This is a genomic window from Acidihalobacter yilgarnensis, assembly GCF_001753245.1.
GTDB lineage: Bacteria > Pseudomonadota > Gammaproteobacteria > DSM-5130 > Acidihalobacteraceae > Acidihalobacter > Acidihalobacter yilgarnensis.
On record NZ_CP017415.1, the window covers coordinates 2,768,617 to 2,786,049 of the forward strand.

Below are 17,433 nucleotides of genomic sequence, written 5' to 3' on the forward strand. Positions count from 1 at the left end.
GTTTGGTCGGCGCATTTCAGGGATTGTCAGGAAGTGACGGGCTTAAGCTGCGATTCGACCCAGGCAGGTACCGACGCGAGAGCCTGATCGAGCTGCGACGGGTCGTTGCCGCCCGCCTGTGCCATATCTGGGCGGCCACCGCCCTTGCCGCCGACTTGCCCGGCAACGCTGTTGACCAGATCGCCTGCGCGGATACGAGCGGTTTCGCCCTGGGTCACACCGGCTACCAAGGTGATTTTATCTCCCTCGCCGACGGCGGCGAGCACGATCGCGGCGTGACCTAGTTGATCCTTGAGGCGGTCCAACGTCTCGCGCAGCTCCTTGGTGTCCATGCCATCGAGACGCGCCGCCAACACTGAGATGCCGTCAATGTTCCGTGCCTGGCCGGCAAGATCCGCGCCCGCTTGCGAGGCGAGGCTGCGCCTAGCCTCGTCGAGGGACTTCTCCAATGTACGTTGACGCTCGATGAGCTGACGCAGTTTATCGTCGACGCCCTCGCGCCCGGTCTTGAGCAGGGTTGCGATCTGATCCAGGCGTGCATCAAGGGCGTCAAGATGGCGCAACGCAACCTCGCCGGTGATGGCCTCGATACGCCGGATGCCTGCGGCCACACCGCTCTCGGAGACAATTTTGAACACGCCGATGTCACCGACCCGGCGCACGTGGGTGCCACCACAGAGCTCCGTCGAAAAACCAATGCGCAGGACACGTACGCGATCGCCGTATTTTTCACCGAATAGGGCCTTGGCCCCCGTCTTACGTGCCTCATCCAAGGCCATGACCTCGGCGCTGGCGTCGCGATTCTCGCGAATCTGGGCGTTGACCAGGCGCTCCACTTCGCGCAGTTCCTCTGCGCTGACGGGTGCGAAGTGGGCAAAATCGAAGCGTAGTCGCTCTGGCGTGACCAGCGAGCCTTTCTGCTCGACATGGTCGCCGAGGATGCGACGAAGGGCCTCGTGCATCAGATGGGTCGCCGAGTGATTAAGTATGATTGCCTGCCGACGCGCGGCATCGACACGGGCTTCAAGCTGATCGCCAACGCGCAGCTCGCCGTTGCACAGGCGGCCCACATGCAGATGCGCGGCACCGAGCTTACGCGTGTCGTCGACCTCGAAGACGACACCGGCCGCCCGCAGCGCGCCGCTGTCGCCCACCTGGCCACCCGATTCGGCGTAGAAAGGGGAGTTATCAAGCACAACACCACCAGCTTCGCCAGCGGCCAGACGCTCGACCGGCTCGCCCTCGCGCAGTAGCGCGACCACCCGCCCCTGATCCTCGACACGCTCGTAGCCACTAAATTCCGTTTTGGCATCGATCTTCGCGGTTTTGCTGTAATCGACATCAAAGCGGCTGGCATCGCGCGATTGCGCGCGCTGTGCGGCCATCGCCTTCTCGAAGCCCGCCATATCAAGCGAGAAACTCTGCTCGCGAGCAATATCGGCGGTCAAGTCGACGGGAAATCCGTAAGTGTCGTAGAGGCGGAAGATCAACTCGCCGGAGAGTGTGCCACCGTCGAGATCGACGACCGCGTCCTCCAGAAGCCTCAGGCCCTTCTCCAGGGTCTCGGCGAAGCGTTCTTCCTCCTGCGCGAGGACCTGCTCGATGCGGTTCTGCGCCGCGGCGAGTTCCGGATAGGCTTCGCCCATCTCGTCGACCAGCGGCGCGACCAGACGATGGAAAAAGGGATCGCGCAATCCTAGACGGTGGCCATGACGCGCCGCCCGACGAATGATCCGGCGCAGCACGTAGCCACGCCCCTCGTTGGCGGGCAGCACACCATCGGCGATCAGGAAGCTGCACGAGCGTATATGATCGGCGATCACGCGTAGCGAGGGATTATCCAACGCCTCCAGACCAGCGAGGTCGGCGACCGCCTGCATCAGATGACGGAACAGGTCGATCTCGTAGTTGCTATGCACCCCCTGAATAACCGCCGCCAGCCGCTCAAGGCCCATGCCGGTGTCGACCGAGGGCTTGGGCAGCGGTGTCATCACGCCTTCGCGATCGCGGTCGTACTGCATGAACACGAGATTCCATATCTCGATATAGCGGTCGCCGTCCTCCTCAGGGGAACCCGGGGGACCGCCGGCCACTTCTGGGCCGTGATCGTAGAAAATTTCGGTACACGGGCCGCAGGGACCGGTATCGCCCATGGTCCAGAAGTTGTCGCTCTCGTAGGGACGGCCACCGGGCTTGTCGCCGATGCGCGTGAAGCGTTTCGGATCGACGCCAATTTCCTTGAGCCAGATATCGGCCGCCTCGCCGTCACTCTCGTAGACGGTGACCCAAAGTTTTTCGGGCGGCAGGCCAAGATCGACGGTCAGGAATTCCCAGGCGTAGCGGATGGCCTCGCGCTTAAAATAATCGCCAAAGCTGAAGTTGCCGAGCATCTCGAAGAAGGTGTGATGGCGCGCGGTATAGCCCACGTTCTCAAGATCGTTGTGCTTGCCGCCGGCACGCACGCAGCGCTGCGCGGTGGTCGCCCGCCTGTAGGGCCGATCGTCCTGGCCCAGGAACACGTCCTTGAACTGCACCATGCCCGCATTGGTGAACAGTAACGTCGGATCATTACCGGGTACCAGCGAACTGGAAGGCACGGCCTGGTGTTTCCGCTGGATGAAGAAGTCCAGAAATCGCCTGCGCAGCTCAGCACTCGTAATCATGTCGGTCCATTTATGGTTTGTTAGACGGCATCCCCGTCGCCCTCGTCGTCGAGGACGGTCGCCAGGGTGTCCGCATCGAATCCGCGTTGTTGCATGTGTCGCCAACGTCGCGCGCGTTCGCGATAATCCGTCGGCGGGCCACTGAAGTGCCGCTGGTAATAACGCCCGGCCAATTCGCGCCATGGCTCCCCGCAGCCATCCAGCACCTCACGTACCACGGGCTCCAATGCCCCGCGCTGGCGCAGCTCTGCCAGAATCCTCAAGGGACCGTAGCCGCGCTCGGCACGGCTGCGCACATAGGACGCGACATAACGCGCCTCGCTGAGCAAGCCCTGCTCCGCCAAGACATCCAGCACGGGCGCGACCTCGCTGGCGCCGTAGCCGCGCTGCGCCAGCTTCCTCATCAGTTCCGCCCGGCCATGCTCGCGCCGGGCCAATAACCCGAGCGCAAGCTCCCGCACGGACGCTTTAGGCGTCGGCTTCCTGCTCGGCTGGCGCATTCGCGGCCTCGCCGCCCCGCTTGGGCAACAGACGATCACGTAGCGCGCGATCGATTTCATCAGCCATCGCAGGGTGCTCCTTGAGGAAGGTACGCACGTTGTCCTTGCCCTGACCAATCCGTTCGCCGTTGTAGCTATACCAGGCGCCAGATTTATCGACCAATCCCTGCTGCACGCCCATCTCGATCAGCTCGCCCTCGCGCGACACGCCCTCGCCGTAGAGAATCTCGAATTCGGCCTGACGAAAAGGCGGCGCGATCTTGTTCTTGACCACCTTCACGCGCGTCTCGTTGCCCACTACCTCATCACCCCGCTTGATCGAGCCGATGCGACGGATGTCCAGACGCACCGAGGCATAAAATTTCAGTGCATTACCGCCGGTCGTGGTCTCCGGGCTACCGAACATGACCCCGATCTTCATGCGGATCTGGTTGATGAAAATCACCAGGGTATTGGAGCGTTTGATATTGGCGGTGAGCTTGCGCAATGCCTGCGACATCAATCGGGCCTGTAGGCCAACGTGCGAATCGCCCATCTCACCTTCGATTTCAGCCTTCGGGGTCAAGGCGGCAACCGAGTCGACCACCACAAGATCAACCGCACCAGAGCGCACCAGCATATCGGCGATCTCAAGCGCCTGCTCGCCGGTATCGGGCTGCGACACCAGCAGATCGTCGACCTTGACACCCAGCTTCTCGGCATAGCTGGGATCAAGCGCATGCTCGGCGTCGATGAAGGCGCAGGTGCCCCCCACGCGCTGGCATTCGGCGATGGTCTCCAAGGTCAGCGTGGTCTTACCCGAGGATTCCGGCCCGTAGATCTCGACCACACGGCCGCGCGGCAAGCCACCCACACCCAATGCGACGTCCAGGGCGAGCGAACCGGTCGATATCACCGCGATATCACGCGACGCGGGACTGTCACCCATGCGCATGACCGAGCCCTTGCCGAACTGCTTTTCGATCTGACCAAGTGCCGCCGCGAGGGCCTTTTTACGATTTTCGTCCACCTTGAAGCCTCTCCCCGCCGGCCGGACCGGCAACTGTCCGAAAGGGCGCGATTATCCCACAGATAACCCCGCCGACAAAGGCGCGTCTACATCCGATGGGTAACGGGCCAGCACCTCGTAGCACACACCTTCGGCTGTTTGTCGGGAAGCCATCAGGACAAAATCGGACGCCACCCATTCGATTGGCATCATATGCACGCCCTCAGGCTCAGCACGCGCGCCACGCGATAACGTCACATGCGCCCGGAAGGGGCGACGCTCAGGCTCGAACCCACAGGGCGAAAGCGCGGAGGCAAGGCGCGAAACCAGCGCCCGTAAATCCGCCAGAGAGCGATTCGGGCCAAGCCACCAAACGCGACCGCGCCGAAAGCCACCCAGTCGACTCAAGCGAATGTTCAAGGGCGACATCGGCACCGTCGCCGCCCGCGCATGCAGGCAGGCGAGCCGTGCGGCATCGCTATCACCGACGAAAGCCAACGTCAGATGCAAATTGGTCGGCATCACCGGACACCCTGCCTCGGGTGGGAGCGCGCTCGCCACAGCGCCCAACGCCGCCCGCGCGGCGCCGTCTGGCAACAACGCGAAAAATGCGCGCGCCGAATCAGTTTTCGACACGAGTGAGTAATCCGCGCAGGGCGCAGTCGACGGCCGCACGTCTGATTGCGTCACGATCTCCGCGAAAAAAACCGGATTCAGCCTCGATTGTGCCGTCAACCAGCGCATACCCGAACCAAACTGTGCCGACCGGTTTCTCCGGACTCCCGCCACCTGGGCCAGCAATACCACTGACCGCGACAGCGATATCACCGCCGCCGCGCACCAACGCACCGACCGCCATCTCACGCACGCAGCTGGCGCTCACCGCGCCAGCGGTCTCGAATACCCTTTCAGATACGCCCAATAATTTGTGTTTGGCATCGTTACTGTAGGTGACATACCCGATCTCGAACCAAGCCGAGCTACCGGCAATGTCGGTGATCCGCTTGGCGATCCACCCCCCGGTGCAAGACTCCGCCGTGACCAGCTTCATTCCCCGAGTCGCCAGCACGCGCCCCAGGCGCTCGGCCAGCGCCATCCCATCGCCACTCATCACCACCTCCCATGAACCCGCGACCGCCGGCACGGTCAGACTATTAGGAATACACTGTAACCCTTCAATCACTTATGACCCCAGCATTGCGGAGTTTGCGATGCCAAGTCAGATCGAAATCCAAACAAGCGCAACCAGCCGCTGGCGCCTCGAAGATATTGCCTTCGACGCCATCGACCCCACGCACATTGCCGACCAGGAATTCTATTTCAACCTACTGGTGTCGGCTTCCTTCGTGGAAATCACCACGGAGCTTTACACCCGCAATCTGATCGAATATTTCGACGGCGACGAATCGCTACAGCGCTGGCTTCAGGACGAGTGGCTGCCGGAGGAGATGCAGCACGGACGGGCCTTGCGCCGCTACATCGCCGCGGTTTGGCCAACGTTTGACTGGCACGACGCCTATCGGAATTTCTATGCCGATTATGAACGCTTCTGCAAAACCGAGCTGCTCGGGCCAACCCGAGGATTGGAGATGGCGGCCCGATGCCTCGTCGAAACAGGCACCTCCTCGCTATACACGATGTTGTATCGCGCCAGCCCGGAACCCGTGCTTCGCGACCTGGCATGCCGCATCCGCACCGACGAAACCTATCATTACCAGCACTTCCACGAAGCCTTCCTACGCTACCGCGCCGTCGAGCACACACCTCGCCGCGCCGTCTTCATGGCGCTTCTGGGGCGAATCAGGGAAATCGACAGCGAAGATGCCTATTTCGCCTTCAAGCACGCCTACCACGCACGCCATGGACGCTTCGACGAAGGCGCCTACCGACAATTCAATCTTCAGGCACGACGGCTCGCGCGCACGCACTACCCCTACCGTATGGCGGTCCACATGGGACTCAAGCCCCTGGCTCTATCGGACACTGCCCGGCGCCTGACCGAGCCGCTCGTCCGCTTGGCTGCAAGACATCTACTGAGTTGAAGCCCCCATACGGACTGAATGCTCGCCGAGGAAATCCCGGCACATTCGCTTGGTGCATTTGCTACAATTAGTCAAAATATCGCGCAAATGCTCCATGCACACGGAGTCCCCATGAACCAGCAACAACGCCATGCCGAGGAAAAATCTGTGCTTGCCAAGGCGCTCTTCAATGCGGCCGGCAGCTTGGGGATCAAAATCGGCGAACTGGCCTTTATCCTCGGATGCGACCGCTCCACGCTACAGCGCCACCGGCGCAACGGTAGCCTAGACCCGGCCAGCAAGAGCGGGGAATTATCTCTGCTGCTGATTCGCGTTTACCGCGATCTGTACGCGCTCATGGGCGGCAATAGAGTCCACATGCAACATTGGCTGAACACCGAAAACCGACACCTGCATGCCATGCCCCGACAGATGTTGACGCGGGTCGAGGGCTTGACCGCCGTGCTGGCCTATCTGGATGCAATGCGAGGCAAGACCTGAACGTGGATATCTGGGAGGCCTGTCACGGCGCACACCATATCGGGGCACTGCAAATCTCCGTCTACCGTGTCGTCGAATCCCAGGCGCGCGCCGCCACCCTGGATCTCGTCGACACCCTGGCCGAGCAGGCCCTGCTCGAAGAACTGATCGAGCAAACCAAGCCGGCACTGCCGCCCACCGTCATGCGCCTACCCTATCTATTGCAAAGCCCCTTCCGCTACCCACCGTTACGCCACGGCTCGCGCTTCGGCGGCCGCGAGGTTGGCGGCATGTTCTACGCCAGCCTGAACATAAACACCGCGCTAGCCGAAACGGCGTATTATCGATTCGTGTTCCTCACCGGCATGAGCTCGCCACCCGCGGGTGGGGTCAACACGGATCTGAGCAGCTTCCGAGTAGGCATACGCGCAACGCACGCCGTCTGTCTGGACATTCCACCCTTCGATGTCTATGTGGACGCCATCTCATCCAGATCGACCTACACCACCGCCCAGCATCTTGGAGACGCCATGCGCCGCGAAGGCGTTGAAGTGGCCCGCTATATTTCTGCGCGCGATCCCAAACATGGGCGCAATCTCGTGGTCTTCAGTCCCGGTGTATTCAGCGGCGCCCCACGCGACCTGCGCAGTTGGCGTTGCACCACGACCGTCGATCGCGTCGTGTTCGTCGCAGCACACCACGATGAGGGTCTTCAGTTCGAGCGCGAGATCTTCGAAGTGGACGGACATCTCCCCGCACCTGCTCCCTGAAGCCTATTCGAACGACTACCATGGCGCGCACGCAGGCGCGGCCACAGCTCGCCGCCCGACATCACGTCACACCATATTGTCGCACCTGCAAGCGAATCCGCGTGCATGGCGGCACGATCAAACAGAACGGGGCAGTCATTGAACAAGGCCAGCAAGCAAACCGCCAACACCAACAGACCCGAACACACGCCGATGATGCAGCAGTACCTGTTTAATGCACTGCAGGCATTTGATTAGGCTTACTTTTTATATACTTGCTGTCTAATAATAACTGGCTGATCTGCCAGCGCGAACCCCGCATTAATGCTGAGCCTTACCGAGAGTATTAGACAGGCTAGAGGCCTGCTTAGGGGGCTGGTTAGGAATGGGATACGGCGTGGAGAAATCGCAGCCACACTTGTAAAAGCAGGCCTACCAACGAGAGTACCCCCTGCGAGCCATAGGGCGCGAAACCCTGCACCGAGCCGTTACCGGCATGGAAGGAAAACAACAGCAATGCGAGGATCGTGATCGCCGGCACCGCCAGCTTCCACCACATCAGCGTGGTATTGATGCGCAGCAGCCAGCGGATGCCGAAGCTATTGAGCAACACGAAACCGCCCAGCATCGCCGCCGCCACGAAGAAGCCCATGGTCGTGAGCACACCGGTGTGCGGCGCCACCAGACCGTGCAGATAGTTATTGGCGTAACTGAGCACCGCCATCACCTCGACCGGCGGTACCGAGACATAGCCCAGAAACACCACCCAACTCATGACCATGGCCATGAGATTGCCGTGGCTGAGCTTGGGAAAGGCCACCACCGCGCCGGCGCGCGGAAAAGCGGTCGCCGACTCGGCGTAGACAAAGGCCAGCAGCAGGATCGCGAACCCACCGATCACCCAGGACAGCAGGCTTGCAGGACCGGCAACCTTGGCCGCGTTGAGCGGGCCGAACAACCAGCCAGAACCGATCATGCCGCCCAGACTGGCGAACAACAGACTCAGCATGCCTGCCTCACGGCGTAGCTTGCCGGCACTGGCGCTCACGCGTATTGCATCGTGTGTCACGACCATATCTCTTTCCTCCGCAATAAAGGTTCAGGTCGCCACGCGCGCGCGTGGCGACCGCCCCCCCCTATTGCCTTCCATTCGCGATAATCAGTAGCAATACCCATACCGTTTGATCGGTCGGATAAGGCCTGATGCGTCAGGGCAATCGCCCCATGCCGGGACGTGGGCAGACCCCATTGGGGGACGTCGCCTCATACCGCGACCTCGGCCGACCCTTACCTCTTCGGCACCGGTCATTCGATGGAGACACGACAGACGACGGATCCAGAATGACGGATTGCTTGAATCAAGCTTTCAGCTTGGCCGTAGTGCGCAAAGTAAAATTCTGTAGAATTTTGGTGCGGTAGATTTTGTTTGAAAAACAAGAAATTGAAAGAAGTGTGTACGAAACCTACTGTGGCAGCACAGCCGCAGTAGGTACACCGGTGATCCGTTCGGTTGCTGGAAGCTTCTATATGGTAATCGTGCTCAGACTCCTGAACGGCCAGTTGGCGGAGATTGCCTAGATCTAACAAATCCATGTTGTCATCTCGTTCTGTTTACCTCTTAAGTCTCTTTGACCTGAGACTCGCATGCATTTCTGACGTGATCCTAATAGCAAGTTTGAGTTATCACCCGAAACACCCATTGATCTGCTACTCATCCAGGGAGTGTCTGTGTTGAATTTGACACAATCGGATTCATGGATTATGTTCTAACACTCCTTGGAGTGTTTACCTCATATGACTGAACGTGAAATCAAAGATTTGCTCTACACACAGGTGGCCCGCATTGGCAAGGCGGTTGCCAGCCCCAAGCGTCTGGAACTAATCGAACTGCTTGCCCAGGCGGAGAAATCCGTCGATCAACTGGCGGCCGAGGCGGGGATTTCTATCAAGCTGGCCAGCGCGCACCTCAAGGAACTACGCCAGGCCCGTTTGGTCGAGACACGGCGGGAAGGCAAGCATGCGTATTTCGCGGTCATTCGGCCACTGATTTCACGCTGATTCGGCCACCCATTTCACGCGCATTCGGCCACCCGTTTCACGGCCATTCGGCCACCCGTTTCACGGCCATTCGGCCACCCCGTGGGCAGGGGGTGACGCAGGACATCATCCACTAGGATCGACCCTTTTAACGGAGCGAAGGGGTCGAGATGGAGCGATTGTCCATGCGCAAGATTCGAGAAGTTTTACGACTGCGGTTCGAAGCGCAGTTGCCCGCCCGCCAGGTCGCCGAGAGCGTGCGCATCGCCCGCAGCAGCGTGGCCGAGTACGAGCGACGCTTTGCTGTCTCGGGTTTGAACTGGCCGCTGCCGGCGGGCTTGAGCGATACCGAGATCGAGCGTCGTCTGTTCCCGCCCGCGTCGGCGGTACCGGCCGCTACGCGCCCACTACCGGACTGGCCGGTGGTGCATCAGGAACTGCGCCGTCCCGGCGTCACTCTGATGCTGCTGTGGGAAGAGTACCGGGCGGCTTACCGCGACGGCTTCGCCTATACGTGGTTCTGTACCCACTACCGCCGTTGGGCCGGCAAGCTCGATCGGGTGATGCGCCAGACCCATCGTGCCGGCGAGAAGCTGTTCGTCGACTATGCCGGCCAGACGGTCGAGATCATCGACCAACACACCGGTGAGGTGCGTACCGCGCAGGTCTTCATCGCGGTGCTCGGGGCCTCCAACTACACCTACGCCGAGGCGACCTGGACACAGACGCTACCCGACTGGATCGGTGCGCATGTGCGGGCCTTTGAGTTCCTCGGCGGGGTGAGCGAGGTCGTCGTCCCGGATAACCTGCGTAGCGGCGTCAGCAAGGCGTGCCGTTATGAGCCGGACCTCAACCCCAGCTATGCGGAACTGGCCGAGCACTATGGCGTGGCGGTCGTCCCCGCACGCGTGCGCAAGCCGCGCGACAAGGCCAAGGTCGAGAACGCCGTGCTGGTGGTCGAGCGCTGGATCCTCGCCGCCTTGCGTCATCGCACCTTCTTCACGTTGAAGGAACTCAATGCCGCGATCGCGACCCTGCTGGAGCGGCTCAACAACCGCCCGTTCAAGAAGCTGCCCGGCACACGCCGTGAGGCCTTCGAACAGATCGATCAGCCCGCCCTGCGGGTGTTGCCCGCCACGCCCTATGTGTTCGCCACCTGGAAAAAGGTCCGGGTACACATCGACTACCACGTCGAGGTCGACGGCCATTACTACTCAGTGCCGTACGCCCTGGTCAGGCAACAGCTCGATGCCCGGCTGACCGCCCATACCCTGGAGTGCTTCCACAAGGGCCAGCGCGTCGCCAGCCATGTACGCTCCCCGGCCAAGGGCCGTCACACCACGATCACCGCGCACATGCCCAAGGCCCACCGTGAGTATGCCGAATGGACGCCGCAGCGACTGGTGCGCTGGGCCGAGAAAAGCGGTCCGGCCACCGCCGGGGTGATCAGCCAGGTCCTGTCCCGGCCGCATCCCCAGCAAGGCTTCCGCTCTTGCTTAGGGATCATGCGCCTGGGTGAACGCTTCGGTCAGGATCGCCTCGAAGCCGCCTGCCAACGCGCCCTGCTGCTCGGCGCCTGTCGCTACAAGAGCCTCGAATCGATCCTCAAGCGCGGTCTCGATCGCCAGCCTCTGCCCGAACAACAGGCACTGTCCTTACCCGAGGCGCACGACCATCTGCGTGGCCCCGGCTACTACCACTGATCCTTCACCCATCCAACAAGGGACACACACCATGTTGCACCATCCCACCCTGGACAAGCTCCAGCAACTGCGCCTGACCGGCATGCACAAGGCGCTGCGTGACCAACTCGCCTTGCCCGAGATCGAAGACCTGAGCTTCGAGGAACGCCTCGGCCTACTCGCCGACCGCGAACTGACCGAGCGTGAGGATCGCCGTCTACAGACGCGGTTGCGCCAGGCCAAGCTCAAACAAAACGCCTGCCTGGAGGACATCGACTACCGCACCCGGCGTGGCCTCGACAAAGGCCTGATCACCCAACTGGCCACCGGCCAATGGATCCGTGAGGGTCTCAATCTGCTGCTCCTGGGTCCCACCGGCGTGGGCAAGACCTGGATCGCCTGTGCACTCGCCCAGCAGGCCTGTCGGCAGGGTTTTACCACTCGCTACCTGCGGGCCCCCAGGCTGTTCGAGGATCTGCAACTCGCCCACGCCGATGGGCGCTTCCCCAAGCTCATGGCCAGCCTCGCCAAAACCGACTTGATCGTGCTCGACGACTGGGGCCTCGGCCCGCTGGACGCCACCGCACGGCGTGATCTGCTGGAACTGCTCGACGACCGCCACGGCCAGCGCGCCACGCTCGTGACCAGCCAGTTACCGGTCGAGCACTGGCACGAGATCATCGGCGATCCCACCCTAGCCGATGCCATCCTCGACCGCCTCGTGCACAACGGCTATCGAATCACCCTCAAGGGCGAATCAATGCGCAAACGGCGAGCCAGGAACTTGACCGTCTCCACCGACTCCGAGTAACAATGCAAACCCTGCGTCGCTTCGCTCCGACTGCCCCGGCCGAATCACCGTGAAACAGGTGGCCGAATAAATGCGAAACAGGTGGCCGAATCACGCGAAATACGCAGGCAAGCACGTGTTTTATCGCCTCGCTGATCGTAGTGTGGCGGATTTCTGGGTGAGTGTCCGATCACTGGCCGAGGCGCATTTGCTTGAACTGAAGGATGCACTCGCCAGGATGTCGGAAGAGACGGCAAAACTGACCCCAATCAACCGTACGCAGATGCTTGAACTAGCCAAGCGGGGCGAGGTTGTCGTACTGGACGTGCGTCCCGAGACGGAATTCGCTGCAGGTCACCTACCGTACGCGCTCTCCATACCACTTGCCCAGGTACGCAAACGCCTGGCGGAACTGCCGCAAGACATACCCATCGTGGCGTATTGTCGCGGGCCATTCTGCGTGATGGCCAAAGAGGCCGTGACCTTATTGAGCCGGGAAGGTTATCGGGCCACGCGCCTTGAAGATGGCGTAGCGGAGTGGCGGGCGCAAGGTCTGCCGGTCGAGGCAAGGCTGTGCCCTGCGTTCGGTGACTAATGCAGGCAAACAAACACTTGACAGCCATCAAGGATGACTGACCGCAAATCTATCTCATTGAGGAGGATAGACCATGTTTTTCAGACAACTGCCCACAAAGGATGCCACTCTGTCCTACCTGTTCGGCTGCGGTTCCTGCCATGTGGCCGTGGCCGTCGATCCCGTGCGGGGAGACGAAGACTGGTTCATCGAGGAAGCCCGTAAGCAGGATGTTCGCATCACGCATGTCATCGACACGCATATTCACGCCGACCATTACTCCGGCGGCCGCTCATTGGCCGAACGTAGCGGCGGCCTTTATTGCCTGCATGAGTCGGACAAAGGCAATGTTCAATTCGATTTCGAGGCGCTAGCGGATAAACAACGCATTGAGGTGGGCAACGTCGCCATTGACGTGATGCACACGCCCGGACATACCCCGGATTCGGTATGCCTTCTGGTCACCGACAAGCGCCGCGGCGATCAACCCTGGTTCGTGTTGACCGGAGACACGCTGTTCGTGGGCGCAGTGGGTCGCCCCGATCTCGCGGACAGAGAGGTTGAAATGGCCGACCAACTATGGGACAGCCTACGTGAAAAATTGCTGGATCTGCCCGATGAAACGGAAATCTATGCAGGACATGTGGCAGGCAGCGTGTGCGGTGCGGGCATCTCAGGTAAACCGGTCTCGACCATCGGATTCGAAAAACGCTGGAATCCCATGCTGAGCATGCCCCGCGAAGCGTTTGTCGAAGCCTTGACCCTGGAAATTCCGCAGCGTCCCGCCGAAATGGATCGCATGGTCGAGGCCAATCTTGGACTCAAACCAGCTCCTTCCGTTGTAGTTTAAGGCATTGCGATGAATTTCGATCCCACCGTGAGTCAAGACGAAGCCCACCAGCGCGGTATCCGTCTCAATGTCTGGCAATTTTTCATGCAGACTCTGCAAGTGGTGTTCGTCGGTCTGACCTTGGGCACTGAGCGAACCGTGCTGCCGGCATTGTCTGCCGATTTCGGCGTGTCCAAAGGGGCCTTTCTGTGGCTGGCCTCCTTCGTCATCGCATTCGGTTTCGTCAAGGGGCTCGTGAACTTCGCCGCTGGCACCATGGCCGATCGCATCGGACGCAAACGGGTGCTGCTGCTCGGTTGGCTGGCGGCCTTACCGATCCCTTTCCTGTTGCTGTACGCACAGAGCTGGGGCTGGGTCGTCATCGCGAACGTATTCCTCGGCATCAGTCAGGGACTGGCCTGGTCGGTCACCGTGATCAGCATGGTGGATCTGGCACGTACCGAACAACGAGGTCTGGCGGTGGGGATCAATGAGTTCGGTGGCTATGCCGCCATGGGCGTAGCCGGGCTGACGACGGGAGTCCTGGCGACCGCTTACGGTCCGCGAGTCGCACTGTTCGGGTTTTCGCTGGGAGTGATTCTGCTCGCCGCGTTGACTACCCTCTGGTTTGTGCGCGAGACGCTAGGTTTCGCCCATGCCGAGAGCCGCGCCCACCGCGAAGGACGCCATGACGGCCCAAAGGCGCGCATTCCACAAACCCGTTCCGAGCAACCCGGCGCCTGGGAGATATTCCTACTGGTGTCATTCCGTCACCCCACTCTGCGCGCGCTCAGTCAGGCCGGCGTGATCAATAAAGTGGCCGATACGCTGGTATGGATTCTTTTTCCGATTTATCTACATCAGCGCGGTCTCGGACTGATCGGCATCGGCTGGATCACCGGTGTTTATGCGGCGGTGTGGGGTATCTCACAGCTGTGGAGCGGCCCGCTGTCCGACCGTATTGGCCGCAAGTGGCTGATCGCTTCCGGATTATGGCTCTTGGCACTGGGCATCCTGGGCGTGTTGCTGCTGCAAGGACTCACCCTCTGGCTAGCGGCCGCAGCTCTCATGGGAACCGGCATGGCGATGCTGTATCCCAACATCATCGCCGCGGTTAACGACATCTCCGATCCGCACTGGCGAGGTGCTTCGTTGGGCGCGTATCGCTACTGGCGCGACACTGGCTACGCCATCGGCGGCCTGCTGCTGGGCTGGGTGGCCCAGGCCAGCCACCACGTTGTGCCGGCGTTCTGGACCACAATCGCATTGCTGCTGATATCGGGCGCCTGGGTCGCTTTTGGCAGTGAGGAAACGCACCCGCGGATCAATCCAGCGCCAACACCGAACGATGTGTTGTAAAGGATATTCCCGTGGAATCAGAAACGCGCCCTGCCAGGGCTTAGCTGAAATGGATAATAACTTTTCGAGCGCTCATCGGCGCCCAGGAAGTAAAGTGCAATCGCCAGTTTTTTACTCGGGGTTATATGAAAAAAAAGGTCGTCATTGCAGGCAATGGATTCGCTTCTCTGTTTTTCATCATGTACTTTCTTGCTAGTCCTGCCTTCCCCTTCTTTGCCTGGTTCATTCGGAGAATCCATTCCCGCTACGACATCACCGTGATCGGAAACGGGGTATTCGTATACATCCCGGCAATCCCTGGATTTCTGACTGGAAAGCGGAACAAAGCAGGCATTACGGTCGACATTCGTCCCTTCCTGCAGCGGAGAAACATTCGTTTTGTCGAAGGCCAGGTGACCGATGTGCGGGATAACGGAAGAACGGTGATCACGGACCGGGGAACGTACACGAATGACGCCCTCTTTCTCGGCACGGGTCCGTCTTTCAGGAAAGATGATATCCCAGGAACGGAGGAGCACACCTATTCGCCTTGTTATGGACCCGATGACATGGAGCGTTTCATGGCTAAGCTTGCGTCGCTAGACGGCGGGATCGTCTATATCGGATTCAAGATCAACAAGACGGACGGTTTTGTCGCCGGACGCACCGGGCCGATGTATGAGTGCGTCTGCCTTCTGGATTATGCCTTGAGAAAAAGAGGAGTGCGTGATCAGTTCGAGATTCATTTTTTTTCACCCAATCGAAACCCAGGAGAAAAAGGTGTGCTCACAGACCGGCTCCGAGAGCGGGAGATCATTCTTGACGACGGGTATGCTCCTGTCGAATTCGTCGAGGGGGCATGGTCAATCCGGACGGCACTTTCCGCAAAGCTGATTTGGTGCTCTATTCGCCGGAAATGACTGGTCCAAAATTCGCGCAACAGTCCTGCCTTCCCATTTCTGTGGGAGGCCACCTTGATGTCGATCGATATGGGCAAGCCAGGGAATTACATAATGTGTTTGCCGCAGGCGATTGCGCCAGTCATGAAGCCCCTCCGCCATGGGTGCCGCATCAGGCCCATATGGCACAGCTACGCGCCAAAGCGGCGGCACGAAACATGAAGGCCGTGCTAGCCGGAAAGAGCGCAACCAATCGCTATCGCCACGAACTTTCGTGCATACTGGATATGGAGAATGACGCGTTATGGATGCACGTCTCTGAAGACGGCAAACCACCATTCTGGAATATTTTTCCTAGACGCTCAAAAATACTGATTCGCGTTAAAGGGTCGTTCGAGTGGATATTTCTATATTATCTTCGGCATTTATAAAAACCACTGAAATCTAAAATTTCAACAACCTGCTGTTAAATCTGCGTATTTTTCGTTCATTCGCTCACCCGTTTCGCCGCCATCAGGACATCACCGTTCTAGGATCGACTTTTTCAACGGCGCGAGGGGTGCGCAATCGAGCGATTGTCCATGCGCAAAATCCGAGATGTTTTGCGACGGCAGCTCAAGATGCAGCTATTTGTTCGCGCTGACCATGATACTTAAAGCCGACCGCTGCCTGACATTGACCGACACTCCATCAGCCCCGGCGTAGCTCTGCCGTTGCTGTGGGAAGATAGTATCCTGCGACCCCCTGGAGACTCTGCCGATACCGGGTAAGCTTGATCTGGTTGCGCTAGGCCCATCGCGCCGACAAGCAGTGTTCGTCGACTACGCCGGGTAAACAGCCGAGATCATCGGCCCCTCCTCCCCCATCGATTCCGTCTCAAGCCGATACCATCCTCGACCGCCTCGTACACGACAGCTATCGTAGCTGATCTCCGGTCCGCTTGATGCCCCAAGGACCTCAAATAAGGGAGCGTCTGGCTCATGGCCGCGAGGGTGGCGTGGCGCCACATGCGCAATTACATACCATGCTTGATACCTGCACGTACCAGCCACCAGTTGACCGGATAAGAGGTCATGAATCCGATTGTCATCCCGATCTGCATCATGAACCAGAACAACGGATTTGCTGCATCGAGACCTCCTGGGAACCAGGCCATCTGCACCAGTGCCATCCAACCGAAGAGCCCCACTTCAAAAGCGATGAGCGAGAAGGTGTCGGCCTTGAGTGCCTTGCTGAAGGCTCGCCAGCGGTTAGATTCCCCCATGGCTCGAATCGGCAAATATTGAAACAGAATGCCGATTACGTAGGCTAGACTGAAATCGAAGAAGTACGATGTCAGCAATGTGGAGCCGAACAACGTCAGGCCACTCAAATAAAGTCCTGTATCAGATACGATGTCACCAAGTGTACAGCCGCTTCCACAATGCGTCGTGGAGATGAAAACACCTTGCCAGAACGGTTTTTCCCCGCTGTGGTGATGTGTGCCAGCAGCGGCACTTGCCATTTTCGGTACACGTCCGAATTTGAGATAGGCCCACCAACCAAGTGGCCCCATGTAAAGGCCGGTAATCGGCCATGCGATCTCCATGATCTTCATCTGCTGCCGCCGCCCGTTAACAATGTCCACCACGATAACGATCGCTGATACTAGGCCGAAAGCCAGCGCGATCCATGCCAGCCAAACCAAAGTACTTGGTTGTAACATCGTCTCCCCCAAAAAATGATGCGTACTGTAGGGCCACACAACACAATCAGCGTATGACCAACGCCAAACGTGTGTTCAGGCCATTGTGAATGGCCTCATCATGCCGTTATCTTCTTCTTGCTCGGAGGATACGGCAAAGTCGCGACATATAAGGATACTGGTGTTTGTGCGTTGGTGA

Annotated in this window: 17 protein-coding genes and 1 pseudogene; 11 read left to right on the top strand and 7 right to left on the bottom strand. The window is 59.7% G+C overall.

The window, feature by feature from the left end; all coding sequences use genetic code 11:
• Nucleotides 1-26: 26 nt before the first annotated feature.
• Genes alaS through BI364_RS13390 form a run of 5 tightly spaced genes read right to left on the bottom strand, consistent with a single transcriptional unit; the run spans nt 27 to nt 5,262 of the window.
• A complete protein-coding gene (gene alaS / locus BI364_RS13370) occupies nt 27-2,660 on the bottom strand; it encodes an alanine--tRNA ligase (RefSeq protein WP_070080073.1) in 2,634 nt (877 codons plus the stop codon).
• Between the two features lie 23 nt (nt 2,661-2,683).
• On the bottom strand, nt 2,684-3,223 hold the full coding sequence (locus tag BI364_RS13375; RefSeq protein WP_407639322.1) for a regulatory protein RecX: 540 nt from the start codon (nt 3,221-3,223) through the stop codon (nt 2,684-2,686).
• Nucleotides 3,132-4,172: a recombinase RecA gene (gene recA / locus BI364_RS13380; RefSeq protein WP_070080074.1), complete on the bottom strand. Its 1,041-nt coding sequence runs from the start codon at nt 4,170-4,172 to the stop codon at nt 3,132-3,134. Before recA ends, BI364_RS13375 begins: the two co-directional genes overlap by 92 nt.
• 51 nt (nt 4,173-4,223) lie before the next feature.
• Nucleotides 4,224-4,787, bottom strand: a complete 564-nt coding sequence (thpR, locus tag BI364_RS13385; protein WP_070079178.1) for an RNA 2',3'-cyclic phosphodiesterase — start codon at nt 4,785-4,787, stop codon at nt 4,224-4,226.
• Complete coding sequence (locus BI364_RS13390; RefSeq protein WP_070080075.1) at nt 4,774-5,262, bottom strand: nicotinamide-nucleotide amidohydrolase family protein; 489 nt, start codon at nt 5,260-5,262, stop codon at nt 4,774-4,776. The genes thpR and BI364_RS13390 overlap by 14 nt, the downstream gene beginning before the upstream one ends.
• Nucleotides 5,263-5,362: 100 nt before the next feature.
• On the opposite strand from BI364_RS13390, the gene BI364_RS13395 reads away from it, so the two are divergent.
• From BI364_RS13395 to BI364_RS13405, 3 genes are all read left to right on the top strand, one after another.
• Nucleotides 5,363-6,193 carry a ferritin-like domain-containing protein gene (locus BI364_RS13395; RefSeq protein WP_070079179.1) on the top strand — a complete coding sequence of 277 codons (831 nt, stop codon included), beginning with the start codon at nt 5,363-5,365 and terminating at the stop codon, nt 6,191-6,193.
• A 111-nt stretch (nt 6,194-6,304) separates the two neighbouring features.
• Nucleotides 6,305-6,673 (top strand): MbcA/ParS/Xre antitoxin family protein, encoded by a 369-nt coding sequence (locus BI364_RS13400; RefSeq protein WP_070079180.1) that lies wholly within the window; start codon nt 6,305-6,307, stop codon nt 6,671-6,673.
• Between the two features lie 2 nt (nt 6,674-6,675).
• Nucleotides 6,676-7,422 carry an RES family NAD+ phosphorylase gene (locus tag BI364_RS13405; RefSeq protein WP_070079181.1) on the top strand — a complete coding sequence of 249 codons (747 nt, stop codon included), beginning with the start codon at nt 6,676-6,678 and terminating at the stop codon, nt 7,420-7,422.
• Nucleotides 7,423-7,780: 358 nt separating this feature from the next.
• On the opposite strand, the gene BI364_RS13410 is transcribed toward BI364_RS13405, so the two are convergent.
• Complete coding sequence (locus BI364_RS13410) at nt 7,781-8,476, bottom strand: APC family permease (protein ID WP_070079182.1); 696 nt, start codon at nt 8,474-8,476, stop codon at nt 7,781-7,783.
• A gap of 719 nt (nt 8,477-9,195) precedes the next feature.
• Between BI364_RS13410 and BI364_RS13415 the strand changes: the two are divergent.
• The 8 genes and pseudogenes from BI364_RS13415 to BI364_RS18410 all read left to right on the top strand — a co-directional run.
• Nucleotides 9,196-9,453 (top strand): annotated as a pseudogene (locus BI364_RS13415) (ArsR/SmtB family transcription factor); the annotation flags it as partial.
• A 155-nt stretch (nt 9,454-9,608) separates the two neighbouring features.
• A complete protein-coding gene (istA, locus tag BI364_RS13420) occupies nt 9,609-11,141 on the top strand; it encodes an IS21 family transposase (RefSeq protein ID WP_083251223.1) in 1,533 nt (510 codons plus the stop codon).
• Between the two features lie 31 nt (nt 11,142-11,172).
• Nucleotides 11,173-11,931 carry an IS21-like element helper ATPase IstB gene (gene istB, locus BI364_RS13425; protein WP_070078167.1) on the top strand — a complete coding sequence of 253 codons (759 nt, stop codon included), beginning with the start codon at nt 11,173-11,175 and terminating at the stop codon, nt 11,929-11,931.
• Between the two features lie 70 nt (nt 11,932-12,001).
• Nucleotides 12,002-12,505, top strand: coding sequence for a rhodanese-like domain-containing protein (locus BI364_RS13430; RefSeq protein ID WP_070079183.1), 504 nt, complete (start codon nt 12,002-12,004; stop codon nt 12,503-12,505).
• A gap of 73 nt (nt 12,506-12,578) precedes the next feature.
• On the top strand, nt 12,579-13,334 hold the full coding sequence (locus tag BI364_RS13435; RefSeq protein ID WP_070079184.1) for an MBL fold metallo-hydrolase: 756 nt from the start codon (nt 12,579-12,581) through the stop codon (nt 13,332-13,334).
• Between the two features lie 9 nt (nt 13,335-13,343).
• On the top strand, nt 13,344-14,672 hold the full coding sequence (locus tag BI364_RS13440; RefSeq protein WP_070079185.1) for an MFS transporter: 1,329 nt from the start codon (nt 13,344-13,346) through the stop codon (nt 14,670-14,672).
• 125 nt (nt 14,673-14,797) lie between these two features.
• The gene (locus BI364_RS13445) at nt 14,798-15,571 is read left to right on the top strand and encodes an NAD(P)/FAD-dependent oxidoreductase (protein WP_197495718.1); all 774 of its coding nucleotides are present in this window, start codon (nt 14,798-14,800) and stop codon (nt 15,569-15,571) included.
• Complete coding sequence (locus tag BI364_RS18410; protein ID WP_197495719.1) at nt 15,511-15,981, top strand: NAD(P)/FAD-dependent oxidoreductase; 471 nt, start codon at nt 15,511-15,513, stop codon at nt 15,979-15,981. The genes BI364_RS13445 and BI364_RS18410 overlap by 61 nt, the downstream gene beginning before the upstream one ends.
• 584 nt (nt 15,982-16,565) lie before the next feature.
• Here the strand turns inward: BI364_RS18410 and BI364_RS13450 are convergent.
• Nucleotides 16,566-17,255 carry a DUF4396 domain-containing protein gene (locus BI364_RS13450; protein WP_070080076.1) on the bottom strand — a complete coding sequence of 230 codons (690 nt, stop codon included), beginning with the start codon at nt 17,253-17,255 and terminating at the stop codon, nt 16,566-16,568.
• Nucleotides 17,256-17,433: the final 178 nt, after the last annotated feature.